This window comes from Saprospiraceae bacterium (genome assembly GCA_016710235.1).
Lineage (GTDB): Bacteria > Bacteroidota > Bacteroidia > Chitinophagales > Saprospiraceae > Vicinibacter.
In genome coordinates, this window is the sequence record JADJLG010000001.1 from 48,528 (window position 1) to 62,581 (window position 14,054).

The 14,054-nt window shown below is 36.1% G+C and carries 14 protein-coding genes; 7 read left to right on the top strand and 7 right to left on the bottom strand.

Annotation, left to right across the window (positions count from 1 at the left end; translation table 11 throughout):
* Positions 1–440: 440 nt before the first annotated feature.
* Entirely contained in the window at positions 441–1,493 is a 1,053-nt protein-coding gene (phaC, locus tag IPI99_00195; protein MBK7338926.1) for a class III poly(R)-hydroxyalkanoic acid synthase subunit PhaC, read from the bottom strand.
* Positions 1,494–1,584: 91 nt separating this feature from the next.
* A complete protein-coding gene (locus tag IPI99_00200; protein ID MBK7338927.1) occupies positions 1,585–3,030 on the bottom strand; it encodes a hypothetical protein in 1,446 nt (481 codons plus the stop codon).
* Positions 3,031–3,138: 108 nt separating this feature from the next.
* Here IPI99_00200 and IPI99_00205 point away from each other — a divergent pair, with 108 nt between their 5' ends.
* Complete coding sequence (locus IPI99_00205) at positions 3,139–3,552, top strand: MaoC family dehydratase (GenBank protein ID MBK7338928.1); 414 nt, start codon at positions 3,139–3,141, stop codon at positions 3,550–3,552.
* A gap of 212 nt (positions 3,553–3,764) precedes the next feature.
* Positions 3,765–4,718 carry a putative sulfate exporter family transporter gene (locus IPI99_00210; protein ID MBK7338929.1) on the top strand — a complete coding sequence of 318 codons (954 nt, stop codon included), beginning with the start codon at positions 3,765–3,767 and terminating at the stop codon, positions 4,716–4,718.
* A gap of 640 nt (positions 4,719–5,358) precedes the next feature.
* Here the strand turns inward: IPI99_00210 and IPI99_00215 are convergent.
* Genes IPI99_00215 through IPI99_00225 form a run of 3 tightly spaced genes read right to left on the bottom strand, consistent with a single transcriptional unit; the run spans position 5,359 to position 6,614 of the window.
* Positions 5,359–6,069 carry a transposase gene (locus IPI99_00215; protein ID MBK7338930.1) on the bottom strand — a complete coding sequence of 237 codons (711 nt, stop codon included), beginning with the start codon at positions 6,067–6,069 and terminating at the stop codon, positions 5,359–5,361.
* Positions 6,011–6,343 (bottom strand): transposase, encoded by a 333-nt coding sequence (locus IPI99_00220; GenBank protein MBK7338931.1) that lies wholly within the window; start codon positions 6,341–6,343, stop codon positions 6,011–6,013. The genes IPI99_00215 and IPI99_00220 overlap by 59 nt, the downstream gene beginning before the upstream one ends.
* Positions 6,344–6,368: 25 nt before the next feature.
* Positions 6,369–6,614, bottom strand: a complete 246-nt coding sequence (locus tag IPI99_00225) for a hypothetical protein (GenBank protein MBK7338932.1) — start codon at positions 6,612–6,614, stop codon at positions 6,369–6,371.
* Between the two features lie 711 nt (positions 6,615–7,325).
* On the opposite strand from IPI99_00225, the gene IPI99_00230 reads away from it, so the two are divergent.
* The 5 genes from IPI99_00230 to IPI99_00250 all read left to right on the top strand — a co-directional run bounded on the left by IPI99_00230 (position 7,326) and on the right by IPI99_00250 (position 11,276).
* Positions 7,326–7,646 (top strand): hypothetical protein, encoded by a 321-nt coding sequence (locus IPI99_00230; protein ID MBK7338933.1) that lies wholly within the window; start codon positions 7,326–7,328, stop codon positions 7,644–7,646.
* A 435-nt stretch (positions 7,647–8,081) separates the two neighbouring features.
* A complete protein-coding gene (locus IPI99_00235; protein ID MBK7338934.1) occupies positions 8,082–9,461 on the top strand; it encodes a tryptophanase in 1,380 nt (459 codons plus the stop codon).
* Positions 9,462–9,728: 267 nt separating this feature from the next.
* Entirely contained in the window at positions 9,729–10,271 is a 543-nt protein-coding gene (locus tag IPI99_00240) for a GNAT family N-acetyltransferase (protein ID MBK7338935.1), read from the top strand.
* 121 nt (positions 10,272–10,392) lie between these two features.
* On the top strand, positions 10,393–10,803 hold the full coding sequence (locus IPI99_00245) for a VOC family protein (GenBank protein ID MBK7338936.1): 411 nt from the start codon (positions 10,393–10,395) through the stop codon (positions 10,801–10,803).
* A 44-nt stretch (positions 10,804–10,847) separates the two neighbouring features.
* Positions 10,848–11,276 (top strand): VOC family protein, encoded by a 429-nt coding sequence (locus IPI99_00250; GenBank protein MBK7338937.1) that lies wholly within the window; start codon positions 10,848–10,850, stop codon positions 11,274–11,276.
* A 370-nt stretch (positions 11,277–11,646) separates the two neighbouring features.
* Here the strand turns inward: IPI99_00250 and IPI99_00255 are convergent, their stop codons facing one another.
* Positions 11,647–13,284: a vanadium-dependent haloperoxidase gene (locus IPI99_00255; protein ID MBK7338938.1), complete on the bottom strand. Its 1,638-nt coding sequence runs from the start codon at positions 13,282–13,284 to the stop codon at positions 11,647–11,649.
* 199 nt (positions 13,285–13,483) lie between these two features.
* Complete coding sequence (locus tag IPI99_00260) at positions 13,484–14,050, bottom strand: hypothetical protein (protein MBK7338939.1); 567 nt, start codon at positions 14,048–14,050, stop codon at positions 13,484–13,486.
* Between the last annotated feature and the right edge of the window lie 4 nt (positions 14,051–14,054).

The window sequence follows — 14,054 nt, forward strand, 5'->3', positions numbered from 1 at the left end:
GCAGGTATTTCAAGATTGTACTTATTGGCAGGTTAGCTAAAACTTTAAATGTAAGGGCTTCTTAATCGGTAAGCCAATAATTTATGGTACCATTTCTAAACCCTTCGAAGCAATCGTCAAATGAAGGATAAATCAATTTTGCACGAAGATTTATTGATAATTTTTTTAAACAATTGGTAAAGCAAATCGGGTGTGCTTCAAGTCATGGAGATATAAAAATTCTTTATAACATCGCAATCGCACATTTCAAATGCATATGATTTTAAATGGATGAGCAGATCATGTCTGCTGTAAAATCCAATGTCCGAAGGTCACTAATTGATCAAGGTTTGTAGCATGCTCATTACCTTGCAGCCATTGTTACTTACTCATTGACAACGCAGTCTTTATTTTAACCGGTCAAAATTTAAAAATTCCTATCCCCCTACAGGGAGGATTATTTAAGATCTTTCCATCACCCATTTAGCTACCGCCGGTGCCAATTCCTTTTGAGATTTTGCACCTACAAAAACTCCTATATGACCTCCCGGAAAAGCATACTCTTGCTTGTCTTTAGAGCCTATTTTGTCCATTACAGCTATTGTTGATTCATTTGGAATGATATTATCTTCTGTAGCATACACATTGAGGAAAGGCAATGTCATTTTCTTGAGATCCACTTTTTCTCCATTCATCTCAAATTCGCCTTTGATCAATTTATTATCCCGGAATAGATCTTTGATATACTTGCGATACATCTCGCCGCTTAGGTCTGGACAATCCGCCTTCCATTTTTCCATACGCAAGAAATTCATGATTTTATCACGATCTTCCATCATATCCATGACACCAAAATACTTTGCAATATCCATACTTGGCTTCAACATACTGAATGCGCTGTTGAGCATATTGGCACTGATGATTCCTTGAGTATCGACCATGGTATCTACATCTACATACTTGGTCCATTTGTAGAGCATATTACAGTTCGTATCATTAAAATCGTAAGGTGCAACATATGTAGTCAGGGTTTTCAATTTCTCTGGGTGCAGGGAGGCAAAAATCATGCTGAATAAACCACCCTGACATATACCCATTTTATGGATTTTATCTACTTTGTGTTTCTTACGGATAAAATCAATAGCATCATTCATGTACCCAAGTATATAATCTTCCATAGTCAGATATCGATCTGCTTTGGTTGGATAACCCCAGTCCATAATGTAAATATCCAAGCCTTCCTCTAGCAATTTTTTCATCAAACTGCGATCAGGTTGAAGGTCCAGAACATCATGACGATTCATGATCGCAAATGATACCAGTACCGGAATTTTGCATTTGGCTGGCGTGTCCCTATGATAATGATAGAGCTTCACCTTGTCTTGCTGCCATACCAATTCTTTGGGAGTGACAGCTACTTCTACTGATTCTATCGATGCGAGGGTCTTATATCCTTTTTGGATTTTGGTAGATATTTCTTGAACTTCGTTGAGAATAGATGCTGTATTGAACATTTCGTTTTTTTTGAATGGACAAAAGTAAGCTTATTTTTAAAAAAAAAGCCAGTCAAAAATTCTGACTGGCTTTTCAAATTCTTTCAGTAATTTATTTTTTCTTTGTACTTGCCTTTGGAGCAGGATCAGAAGCTGCAGATTGTTGAGACTTAGCTGTTTCAAACATTTTCTCAAGATTTCTGTACATTTTCTTTAAGTCATAAAGATTCTTGTACACCTCATCCATCTCAGTTCTAGTGGCTACAGGAATATTGGCAAATAAAGTTTTCTCCATCTGACCATCTATAGCGGATTTGATTTTCAATTGAAGACTGCTGACTTCAGTCATTAATTTGCTATAAGAATCCGATTGAAACAAATTGGTAAACACGTCATCTCCTATCATCAACCATTCTTGGTACAGCTTCACTATGGAATCAATTTCTTTACCTTCTTTGAGGTTTGTTGCAACTTTTGTCGCCAATGTATCCATCGCCTTTGTAGCATGTTGATAAATCATGTACTGTAGTTCGCTATTTTTTATAGAGAATTCCATCATTTGATCCGCGATTTGATTCCAATCTTTTACAGTCTTCACACTGTCGTTCTCGTTGATCACCTTCGACAATGGAGAGATTGCATTATCGAACGCCTGTTTCCAATTAGAATACATGTTCATCATATTACTGAATGGATTGGCTGTATTGGACTGGAATTGGTTGAATTGGGATTTCATTCCTTCATAATTATGAAGGCCGGCCTCAGCAGCTTGTTTCATCATATTGACGAACTGAACATTCATTTGTTCTACCATTTTCTGGCTACCATCTGGCATAAATTTGAAGAATCCATCTACGAATGTTTTGAACTTTTGAGTATCCATCATTGACATAAACATTTCATTATTGAAAGTTTTGTCTTGCATGCTTTTGAACATTGGCATCCACAATTCGAAGAATTTACTCAAATTCGATTGCATATCTTTCATTCCTTTGAAAGACTCAGCAGAAGTCATGTTATTAAATGACTTTGTCCATTCTCCATAAGCTTGATTCATCATATCAAAATACTGCTTAGTGTAGTTACTCCAGTTATTGATATACTCATTTGCCATATTCTGGTTAGAATAGTTGAACGGATTGCCATTCATCATATTCATCCATGGATTTTGATTCATCATATTCTGGTTCTGATTCATCCAGTTTTGCCAATTAGAAAACCAATCTTGAGTCTGCTGATTTGAATTGGTGAACTGGAAGGCATTCTTTGCATAGTTCATTTGATTTTCGAACCATTGATTGAAATAATTTTGAGTATTTTCAGATTGATTTTTCATTTCTTTTGTTGTTTTTTCCAAATTTGAAATAGAATTTTCCAGAATACTTTTTTGACTGTCAACGCTGTCTTTGTATAGTTTATAGCCTTTGTCAAGAGACTCTTGCGCTACAGGGAAGTCTTTTGTCAGTTTTTTAGTATATTCTACGGCATTTGCGACGAAATTAGCCTGGTTTTCAAGGATTTGATCAAGAATTCCGTTGGTTTTATTTGATTCAGCCATTTTAGTAAAATAATTTGTTTATGAAAAGATTAAAATTGTAATATTGCGACGCAAAGATAAGGTATTAGTAACTCATTAATTGTCAACAAATTATTAAATTTATTGAATATGCTACAAATAGGAGATCAATTTAAGCATACTTTCGCTTATTCTCAGTCGGATGTAGACACTTTTGCCCGGGTTTCGGGAGATACCAATCCACTTCATATCGACCCTGAAGCTGGTAAAAATAGCATGTTCGGGAAGTGTATAATTCATGGATTTTTAGGTGGGGCAGTGTTTACGAAGATTTTTGGAGCACTCTGGAAAGCTGATGGTCATGTCTACTTGAAGCAGACTATGCAGTGGCTCAGACCCATGTTTGTCGATACGGATTATCAAGCAGTGATAACCGTAAAAGAGGTGTATAAAGAAAAAAATCGTGTCTTGTACGATTGTAGCATTTTTGAACTCAGCAGCGGCGAACAGGTGTTTACAGGTGAAGCGCTTCTGATGAACAAGAAGCAATACATCTGGGAATAATTGTCAGGATCTTGAATTTATGTCTAATTGGCACCATACAAAGGTGTAGTTTGGATGAATTTCACTTCAAATAGGCGAGCAAAACTGAATGTTGGTACCTACTGAAATGATTTTTAAGCTGGGTCCAATTGGCAACAAAAAATTAAATCCGATTAAAATTTAGCTCGCCAAGACTTTGGGTTAATCTTTCAATTTTATACCTACTGCACAGAATGATGAAAACAGCAAGCTCTGAAAATCAATTAACAGGACTGTACAGCAAAATCACATTGTTAGTTATTTCAGTAATATGCCTAAGCTCCATCATATCACCTCCTATTGCTTTATTGCTTGGCATCATTTTCGCTCAATTCATTAAACATCCATTTCCGGAAACCACTAAAAAAGCAACTAACTGGCTCCTGAAAATATCAGTAATTGGATTAGGCTTTGGAATGACAACTACCAGTGCTATACAAGCCGGCAAAGAAGGATTTATTTTTACCCTATTTACGATTTTCGGAACACTCTTATTGGGTTACATTCTTGGAAAAATATTCCGAGTCGATAAAACGATTTCATTTCTCATCTCAGGTGGAACAGCCATATGTGGTGGCAGCGCAATAGCTACATTTTCTCAGATCGTAAAAGCTAATCCTGATCAGATAAGCATTGCCTTAGGCGTTATTTTTATTCTCAATTCCGTTTCCCTTTTCATTTTTCCTACTTTAGGACATTTAATGCATATGTCTCAAAGTGATTTTGGTTTGTGGTGTGCCATTGCCATACACGATACGAGCTCGGTGGTAGGTGCCTCGGCTAAATATGGTAATGAAGCTTTAGGGACCGCCACTACAGTAAAACTAGCAAGAGCATTATGGATCATTCCCATTGCTTTATCAAGCTCATTCTTATTTAAACAAAAAGATCTAAAAATTAAAATACCTTATTTTATTGGTTTGTTTATTTTAGCAATAATTGCCAACACCTATATTCCTGCAGCTCATAACCTAAGTCCTATTATTGTCAAATTAGCAAAAGCTGGACTAACACTGACCTTGTTTTTGATAGGTACAAATCTTTCATACAAACTTATAAAATCAGTTGGAATTTCTCCCATTTTCCAAGGTACGATATTATGGATATCAATTTCTGTATTTTCGCTTATTGCGATTCTGTTATTCTGAGATAAGAAATTCGAATTTGAAATTCCCAATATTTTTTTGGTACATGGTAGCAATTACATTGCAATAAAAATCAAACTTCAATTACAATCTGGGAAATGGTTAAAACAATATGACATGCAGTGAATTTCAAAACACAGGACAACGCTTTGCTCCAATACAGAAAAAGCAAAAATAAAAGGTCCCATTTACTATCCGTTTCATCGCATGTAATTCCTTAATCGTATATTCAATACTGATCCTGAATATAACAAGAACTTTAATACAATCATGGCTGCGGTTTATCATCCATAAGTTAGCAATATATAAAATTTTATAAATTTCTTTTGTTCTATAATCCATAATAAAATGCAAGGTTGGAATCAGCTAATTCAATCTACAAGTTACTACTGGTGCAATCCATTCAAATTTCAAATTTGAGAACTCAGTATACTACAATGCACATTATTGGAGTAGCCTCCTTTGCAGGATCGCTCCGAATGCACAAATCAAGTACAACATTGAAGCACAAATCACTTTATAATTCAGCATCAAAGGCTATGAAGTTACAAACATACCCAGCCCAGCTTACACAAAATTGAATTATGACTACGTTGATCTCATTCTTGCATTTTATAACAATTCATTAAATAAAGGTAACTACTTAGGTCAAAGGTAAGGTAAAAATACCTTCAGCAAATAGAGATTTTATCCAATCGAGCACATTCACTGAGTTTTTTCTTAAAGTGATTGTTATGGAGGAAATACGCATATAGTATTTCGCACCTTCCAGAGATCTAAAGCATCCAGCCACTTTTTGTTTTGTTTTGCAATGGCGAATATCGCGTTCTGCTTGATTGTTTGTAAATGGTATTAAGTTGCTGAAGGCAAATCCCAATACAGATTCCTTATATTTAATTAGTCTGTTGATTAAGTTCAATCCTTTTGAATTTTTAATTCGACCTCTGTAACTTGTTCTTCTTGGTGGCGGTTCTTCATGAATTCCTTGTCGTAGTATTTTGTTATAGTCAAGAAGTATTTGTTTTTTATTTTTCTTATTTTTAGCTATCGGTGAATTATGTAGTTCTAATAAATATTTTTGAAATCGAAAAGCCCACTTTGATTTATCTTCTATTAATGCATTGAGTTCCCTTATGAGATGTGCTCCGCATATTACATGTTTAACTTGTTCTAATGTAAAATAGCTAGACCAGCAATCATGCACTAGTATTCCTTTATAATATGGTAATATGGAAGCTTCATTTCGAATTGCTTTTTGACCTCTTTTCTCGTTTATAAACTGGTGAGTTAGTTTGTCAGTCGATACTACATGATTCCAATAATTTTTTACCATTGATATTAACTCCTGTTTCATCCGCATGCACTAATTTGCTATTCAGTAAATGTTCTTTTACCTGATCTTCTGTTGGTTTCATTAAGTTATAAGATTGTTTCAACCAATTGATAATACTGGATTCGTTTATTCTGATCTGATATAGATCTTCCATCAACTGGACAATCTTTGCCAGTGGAATTTTATAATTTACACTCATTATTACACATACAGCCTTTATGGTTGAACCACCTGCGTCGGCGCTTGTATGTGATTTGGAAAATGTCCGGCAGTTATAGCCTGACAGTACGGACATATACATTCTTTACGTTGATATTCTATTATCCGGATCTCCTGGGAGGAATATCAAATTCTTGTCTTGTTTCAATTATTACACCTTTGACTTTTGTAAGATCTGCTCCACATTGACATCGTTTCGGTTCCAAAACTATAACCTCATCCACAAATTCTACTTTATCTAAAGTCTTTCCCTCGTGACCCTTTTGCCCACCTGAATTCTTATTCTGTTTCCTGGTAAATGCACTCTTTATCTTCTTAGTCTTGTATAGGTCCGAAGAAGGAGGCATATGACTATTTTTACTATTTTGCTTATTTTTAAGTTCTAATACCTTTATTCTCTCCTTTAGTATTGCATTCTCCACTGAAGCTGGGCATTCTCTGCTCTAAGTTCAACTACTTCTTGCCGTAGTTTATTTAATTCTAATAATATTTCTTCTAATTTATGGATAACTTGAATCTTTTGATGAGTATTGATTCAATTATCTTCTATTGGTAGGAACACAAATATACCTATTTTTTAATTCCGAGATAAAATATTATTTTTGACCTAAGTAGATACAAATAAAGAGCTATTGATATCCATAAACATTTTTCAAAAAAATGGGTCAAAAAAACAAGGAAAGACAGCACCGATTGGACTGCGCTTTATTCTATAAATATCCTCAACCCTGATTTTAGATCGCCTTATAAAATTGAAACAAGTGCAAAATTGGTTTTATCATTACGAAATAATACTTCAGATTTTGCTATTTTAATATAACTGAATCCAGTACCAATAACAGAGCACTTTGTGTTGTCATTCATTAAAAATCTAACCTTCAATTCTGGATTGGATACAATATGAATTTAAAAACAAATAGTGTCTATCCGTATGAATACTGTAGCTTGTCCAACAAGAAAATAGTTAAATCCAAATACACAAATAGAACTAATTATTATTTTCAATAATTAAATCTTTCACTTTTCCTATATTTGCTATTATATTTATATATTGCGATATGACAGAAGAGGAAAAACTTTACCAATCTATAGGCAAAAACCTGGTAGTGGCTGAACTCGGCCAAATGTTTGGAAAGCCATGTTTCAAAATAAATGGGAAGGCTTTTATTTCCTTCTTTCAAAACGAGATGGTATTTAAATTGTCAGGAGACATACACAAAAATGCACTTAGCCTGGATGGCTCAAAATTATTTGATCCTTCAGGTAAAAATCGTCCTATGAAAGAATGGGTCCAGGTTTCCAAGATGAACTCTGACAAATGGGCAAACTATGCAAAAGAAGCAATGAACTATGTGGCTAAAAATAAGGATTCAGTTTAAAATTGCCTCAAAAACACAATGGTTTCATAGACTGATCTATATACCTATTCACCTTATCTTTATTGGTTATTATTTTGAAGTTGGAATTATACCATTTAAAAATAAATAAATCACGGATGCTTTAAGAAATCACTAGTCAAATTATACTCTTTATTTAGAATCATATTTATCGATTATATTGTACATTGGTGAAATAGGAGATTTCCTATTTCTAATCGAGTCAGTGATATAATTTCATTTTGGATTTTGGCCACATAATTTGAAAAAGTTTCACTCAGAATAATTTTAAAATAAAAGAATATCGATTAGATAGAAACGGGCTTTAATATAATCCCCTTCACAATGTTTGAAACACGCATTCAAATTTTAATTGATTATAATATCTTTTTATCTTTTGTATAAAATGACGATATTTGACCCAAATTTGTACAGATCATGATTCACAAAACCATCATTGAACCATTCAAAATAAAAATGGTAGAACCCATCTTGTTTACTACACGTCAAGAGCGGGAAGAATTTCTAAAAAAAGCGCATTACAATGTTTTTGGGCTAGCTGCAAAAGACGTGATTATAGACCTGCTTACCGACAGTGGCACGAGTGCTATGAGCAATGCACAATGGGCCGGAATCATGTTAGGTGATGAATCCTACGCAGGCTGTTCCAGTTTTTATAAATTTGAAGACGCTGTCCGAAGTATAACCGGGCTTCCCCACATTATCCCTACGCATCAAGGCCGTGCAGCGGAAAAAATACTGTTCACCATCATTGGTGGCAAAGGAAAGTATTTTATAAGTAACACCTTGTTTGATACCACTAGGGCTAATATAGAATATTCCGGAGCGGAAGGCATTGATTTATTGTGCAAAGAAGGAAAATTGCCCTCCATTCCGGCTGATTTCAAAGGAAACCTGGATATAGAAGCATTAGAACTGAATATTCAAAAAATCGGTGCAAAAAACATCCCTGCGGTAATTCTAACTATTACCAATAATTCTGGAGGAGGTCAACCTGTAAGCATGCAAAATATTCGCGAGGTCAGGCACATTTGTTCAAATCATGACATACCTCTCATCATCGATTGTTGTCGATTTGCAGAAAATGCTTATTTCATAAAAAAGAGAGAAAAGGGATATGATCAAAAATCTATTTCTGAGATAGTCATGGAAATTTTCTCTTATGCTGACGGGGCAACTATGAGTGCAAAAAAAGATGCTTTCTCCAATATGGGAGGTTTTCTGGCACTCAAAAATGAAAATCTAGCTAATGAATGTAGAAATCTACTGATCATTACTGAAGGATTTACTACTTATGGAGGCCTTTCAGGTAGAGATCTGGAAGCGGTAGCTATTGGCTTGCAAGAAATCATGGATGAATCATATCTGCATTATCGAATTCGAAGCATAGAATACCTCACAGAAAAGCTTCAATCCGCTGGCGTCCCTGTGATGCTGCCGGCCGGAGGACATGCAGTGTATTTAGATGCTAAAAATTTTATGGAACACATACCGCTAACTCAGTATCCGGGACAAGCCTTAACCTGCGCTTTATACATAGAGGGAGGAGTTCGCAGTGTTGAAATTGGCAGCTTCATGTTCGGGAAATACGACCAAAACCATAAGCTCATACCTGCTTCAATGGAGCTCGTCAGGCTCGCGATTCCAAGAAGAGTTTACACACAAAGCCATCTGGATTATGTAGCTGAGGTAATCATTTATGTTTATCAAAATCGAAAAAAATATCATGGTTTTGTGATCACAGAGGAAGCACCTTTGTTGAGACATTTTACTGCGAAGCTTAAACCGGTTGACTAAGTGATAACTCTCCAATAAAAAATGGAGGATGCAACCCAAAAAAATAAAATGAGACAACTATTTTCAATAAAATAAAATACAAGAGATAAAATGATCAAAACTGATTGTAAACAGATTGATCACCTCTTAAGTGATTCTACTGCAGGAGTTGATTTTCAACTCAATCGAAACAATTAATTTCATGACTTGTTAAACATCATATCTTTTAGATATCAATACGAGATCATCGCCAATACTGATTATCTTCTTAAATTTATATATTGATAAATGGAATTTAAAGTTGTCGTCGAAACAAAAAGATTTTTATTACGCGAATTTGAATTATCTGATGTCGATGGATTATTCGAATTGGATTCTGACCCTGAGGTCCATAAATTTCTGGGAAATAATCCGGTAAAAGATAAACAACAAATCGTCGACGTGATCAACTTCATCCGGCAGCAATATTCAGACAATGGTATCGGGCGCTGGGCAATAATAGATAAAAGTTCAGCTTCGTTTTTAGGCTGGTCGGGCTTGAAGTTGGTCAAAGAAATTACAAACGATCACCAAAATTATTATGATATCGGATATAGGATAATCAGAAAACACTGGGGTAAAGGTATTGCAAGCGAAACTGCCATAGCGAGTCTGGATTATGCATTCGCAAAACTCCATGCCAATGAGGTCTTTGCAGCGGCATCTTGTGAAAATGCCGCTTCGAATAAAATCTTACAAAAGATTGGAATGAAATTTGTCAATACTTTTTTTTATGAAAATGAAAAATGCAATTGGTATAGGATCAGCCCAAACGAAAAATCAATTTCCTGATTCTACATTGCTGCAACATAGAGTCAAGCAGACATAGACGCCAAACTAAAATCATACTGAAGTATCTCTTCATTCATGCTCATCAAATCAATTTGTCCTTCACACCAAAAACAATTATCTTATGCAAACAAAGCAAATTTTCATTAACCTGGCAGTTAGGGATGTGCAAAAATCAAGTGATTTTTATCAGGCGCTGGGCTTCTCAATTAACCCTCAATTTTCTGACGAAAATGGGATGTGTATGGTTTGGAGTGACAAAATATTTGTGATGTTGCTCAACCATGAGAAATTCAAGAGCTTCACGAACAAACCCATATCTGATTCAAAATCACATATTTCTGGTATTTTTTCCTTGTCTGTATCAGGAACAGAAGAACTCAACAATTTAATGAGTAAAGGCCTTGAGGGTGGAGGAATCGAACCCAACGAAATGCGCGATTATGGATTTATGCAACAAAGAACCATCGAAGACCCTGATGGATATACTTGGGAATTATTTTATATGGATCTTTCCAAATTTCCGGAAAAGTAATTCGCATTTCATTATTTGAATCTAACAAATTATTCATAAAAATCATGACTAAAATTAATCCTTACATTCATTTCAATGGTAATGCCGAACAAGCCTTCAAATTTTATCAATCTATCTTTGGAGGTGAATTCCAAAATCTAGTACGGTTTAAAGACATGCCTATGCCGGGAAGACCGGATCCAGATCCGGAAGCAGATAAAATCATGCATATCTCATTACCGATTGGAGAACACAATTTTCTCATGGGTAGTGATACACCGGAATTCATGGGAAAACATAATGAAAATGAGACTCGAAGTAAATTATTTATCAGCGCAAAAAGTAAAATAGAAGCCGATAATATTTTCAATGGTCTGGCAGAAAATGCAAACGTGGAAATGCCCATAGACAACAGTCCTTGGGGTACTTACTTTGGGATGTTAAGAGATAAATTCGGACTTGAATGGATGATTGAGTACAACCATAATCAATAATTCAATTTAACCCGGATCTAAAAGCTGGTGTTGGGTTTAAGAATATGTCTTTAATAAAAACCAAAATGAATCGGTTTCCTTCCTGGTGTATTAAGTGAGTCTCGTTGTCATTGACCTTGCAATTGATTCACGGTAAAATATATAAGGGTGATTTGAAGGCAAACCCTTCTTTCAATACGAGTCAAAGTTCTGCTCAGACAAAAATGAATATCGAACTAAAATAAAAAATGGCTGGAAAGTATGGTGATCCTGGATCTCGGCATGCCTTTCAGCCATTTTTTGCGCGTATTATCACTAACAATATTACACTAAATCAATCAAAACAAAATCTGGCCACTATTTTTAAACAAAACACTTAGTAAACTCTTCTTTAAGATTTCTTTTTGCAACAGTCCTTTTTACATCCTGGTTTGCAAGCTTTCTTTTTATCCTTGCAACAAGGTTTTGTACAATCAGGTGGACATGTTTTTCCTGCATTGTGCATTGCAGCACATTTGTCTTTGCATGCAGGTGTGCAAACATGCGCATTGGTTTCGCTGGAATTCATCATCTTGTGATTACCCACTTTTAAGCTACCGTTGAAGTGTTTTTGAATGACATTCCAGTCCCATTCTGCTACTTTACGACCCAAATTCAGTCCTTCGATATTGTCTGCCTGTATATGATAACCTCCAAGAACTCTCGAAATACCTGCCATTTCAGCCGTTCCTGAAAAAGTAGGCAAAGGCAAAGAAACAGGATCTCCGGGAGTCTCTGTGATTTGACCACAAATACGATGTTCTACCGCGCCAAACTGATCACTTCCTGTAAAATATTCAAGAATCTTACCGCAGGCTCCACTTACGGTGCTATGTCCTGAAACATAGGCCGGGAATGGTGGTGAAACGAAATTTGCAGGTGAATATGGGTGCCATTTTTCTGCTGGAATAGATTGTGTCCCTTTATCAGGTCCACCCCAGCCTTTGATTGTCTTACCTTTGTTGTAATAACGTACTAAAGTCCAAGGCCTGGAAGAATCGTAGTAACGCTTTGTCTCCCAACAAGCAATGAACGCATCCATAGCTACAACTCCTACTGTAAAAAATAATTTTACATCCCGGTCCAAATTATTATGGTCTCTAACTGACACCATTTGTGCAAATCGCAGCCAATGGCCGGCTTGACCCGTAGATCGCGGACCATCCCGCATAAACTCAATTGTTGATTTTCTTGTATGGTCCAGGTTTGCATTGAAGTCTATGACTTCGTTCACTTCTTTTTCTAACTCCTGACTTCCGTATTTTGGATAGTCCGGCGCTCTGAACTGCGCTGAAGATTCAAGACCAAAGGGTTTCACTCTATACCAATGGGGAGTCAGGAATCCAACAAAAAATGTCTTTCCCTGAGCATCTACAAAAGGTAATGGATGCCATCTATTCGGATCGACTACATGATCCCAGCTTTGAATTGGCTGGTAATATGTATAGTCACTGTAAGCTACACCATTGGATCCAGGTTCATTGCCCAATTGATTGCTGCCATCGTTGCGTCGAAATTGGATTATTGCATCAGCGACAAGATTTCCTATTCCTTCCGGAGTAGTGGGATCAAGGCTATTGTTGTCTGTGGAATAAGACATTTGCTTCATCTTAGAACGGATATAGTCCGCATCACGAGAATGCAGCTCAAGGAGTAATCTATAGATTGCCTGGCTGATTGCCTTTTCCTTATTCTGCATATTTCTTTCTGCTATAGGGCGACGAAGGTCATCTCCAAGAATAGTACCAACAGCCAGATCATCATAAGCGGCCCAAGCGTCATACATGCCTGTCATTAAGATGGCTAAACTTCTTGATTGAATCGTTGGTCTTGCTCCGTCTCTATCTACATCATTTGCGGTCACTTCAAGCGCAATATCGAGCCAATCATAGGCGAGAGATTTCTTATAATTTGCATCTACCTGTGCTTTCAAAAAAGGCTGGGAAGCCAAGAACAGGTATAAGCTGAGGAAAACAATAGTCTTTTTCATGGTTGGTTTATAAAAATGAAAAATGCATTCTGAAATTTCAAATTTCCATCGTCAATTTCAAAAATCAAATGTTCCTGATTGTGAATTATAGGACCAAAATTAACCAGAGGATGTGTGTGTTTTTGTTTGATCATGCAAACAGTCAAAAAAAATTGACTAAACGCACAAAAGAAAGGGTAAATAGAAAAACTTGCAGAAATCAGATCTGAATGTCGATCCCGAGACTATCCAATAGTATCCTAATTTTATCTTCATCCCGATCCTCAGGTTTAAATGATAGTTCGGTTTCAGATGTAAGTTTATAAATGCCATTCAGAAAAAGGTAGTAATCATTGGCGCTGATATTGCCATCTTTCCAAGCTTTAGCCATCATGGAAACATATTTCATTTTTGTTGCCACATGAAAGTAATGGTGCAATATCAACCAAGGTGTCAGAGCTGCTGTGACTCCTACAGAGTCGATATCTGGATAAGAATAAATGCTCAGATAATCTTCGATCAGGCGGCGATTCTCTTCATCCGTACTTTGAAGTTTGCGTTCCAGTGCAGCATACTCAGGAGTGTTTTTTGACAACCGGGGATCATAAGCCGAAACAGCAGATCTCACCGCAGCATCCCTTTTATTTATCGCTTCCAGAAATGCCTGCCTTTCTCTATAATTAGCTAAATGTTGCACCTGTGGAACATCAGCATTTTCGGCAGTGCGTGCCTGATTCCTACAGTCAAGTAAGGAGCAGACAGCCACAAATAAAAAGAAAAATCGCATCGTT

What these genes read in the sequence shown, in the direction of transcription:
- IPI99_00240 (MBK7338935.1), top strand. Translation starts at nt 9,729, where the DNA reads ATGGAATTTAAAGTTGTCGTCGAAACAAAAAGATTTTTATTACGCGAA.
- IPI99_00235 (MBK7338934.1), top strand. Translation starts at nt 8,082, where the DNA reads ATGATTCACAAAACCATCATTGAACCATTCAAAATAAAAATGGTAGAA.
- phaC (MBK7338926.1), bottom strand. Translation starts at nt 1,493, where the DNA reads ATGTTCAATACAGCATCTATTCTCAACGAAGTTCAAGAAATATCTACC.
- IPI99_00200 (MBK7338927.1), bottom strand. Translation starts at nt 3,030, where the DNA reads ATGGCTGAATCAAATAAAACCAACGGAATTCTTGATCAAATCCTTGAA.
- IPI99_00205 (MBK7338928.1), top strand. Translation starts at nt 3,139, where the DNA reads ATGCTACAAATAGGAGATCAATTTAAGCATACTTTCGCTTATTCTCAG.
- IPI99_00215 (MBK7338930.1), bottom strand. Translation starts at nt 6,069, where the DNA reads ATGAAACAGGAGTTAATATCAATGGTAAAAAATTATTGGAATCATGTA.
- IPI99_00230 (MBK7338933.1), top strand. Translation starts at nt 7,326, where the DNA reads ATGACAGAAGAGGAAAAACTTTACCAATCTATAGGCAAAAACCTGGTA.
- IPI99_00220 (MBK7338931.1), bottom strand. Translation starts at nt 6,343, where the DNA reads ATGTCCGTACTGTCAGGCTATAACTGCCGGACATTTTCCAAATCACAT.
- IPI99_00250 (MBK7338937.1), top strand. Translation starts at nt 10,848, where the DNA reads ATGACTAAAATTAATCCTTACATTCATTTCAATGGTAATGCCGAACAA.
- IPI99_00260 (MBK7338939.1), bottom strand. Translation starts at nt 14,050, where the DNA reads ATGCGATTTTTCTTTTTATTTGTGGCTGTCTGCTCCTTACTTGACTGT.
- IPI99_00225 (MBK7338932.1), bottom strand. Translation starts at nt 6,614, where the DNA reads ATGCCTCCTTCTTCGGACCTATACAAGACTAAGAAGATAAAGAGTGCA.
- IPI99_00245 (MBK7338936.1), top strand. Translation starts at nt 10,393, where the DNA reads ATGCAAACAAAGCAAATTTTCATTAACCTGGCAGTTAGGGATGTGCAA.
- IPI99_00210 (MBK7338929.1), top strand. Translation starts at nt 3,765, where the DNA reads ATGATGAAAACAGCAAGCTCTGAAAATCAATTAACAGGACTGTACAGC.
- IPI99_00255 (MBK7338938.1), bottom strand. Translation starts at nt 13,284, where the DNA reads ATGAAAAAGACTATTGTTTTCCTCAGCTTATACCTGTTCTTGGCTTCC.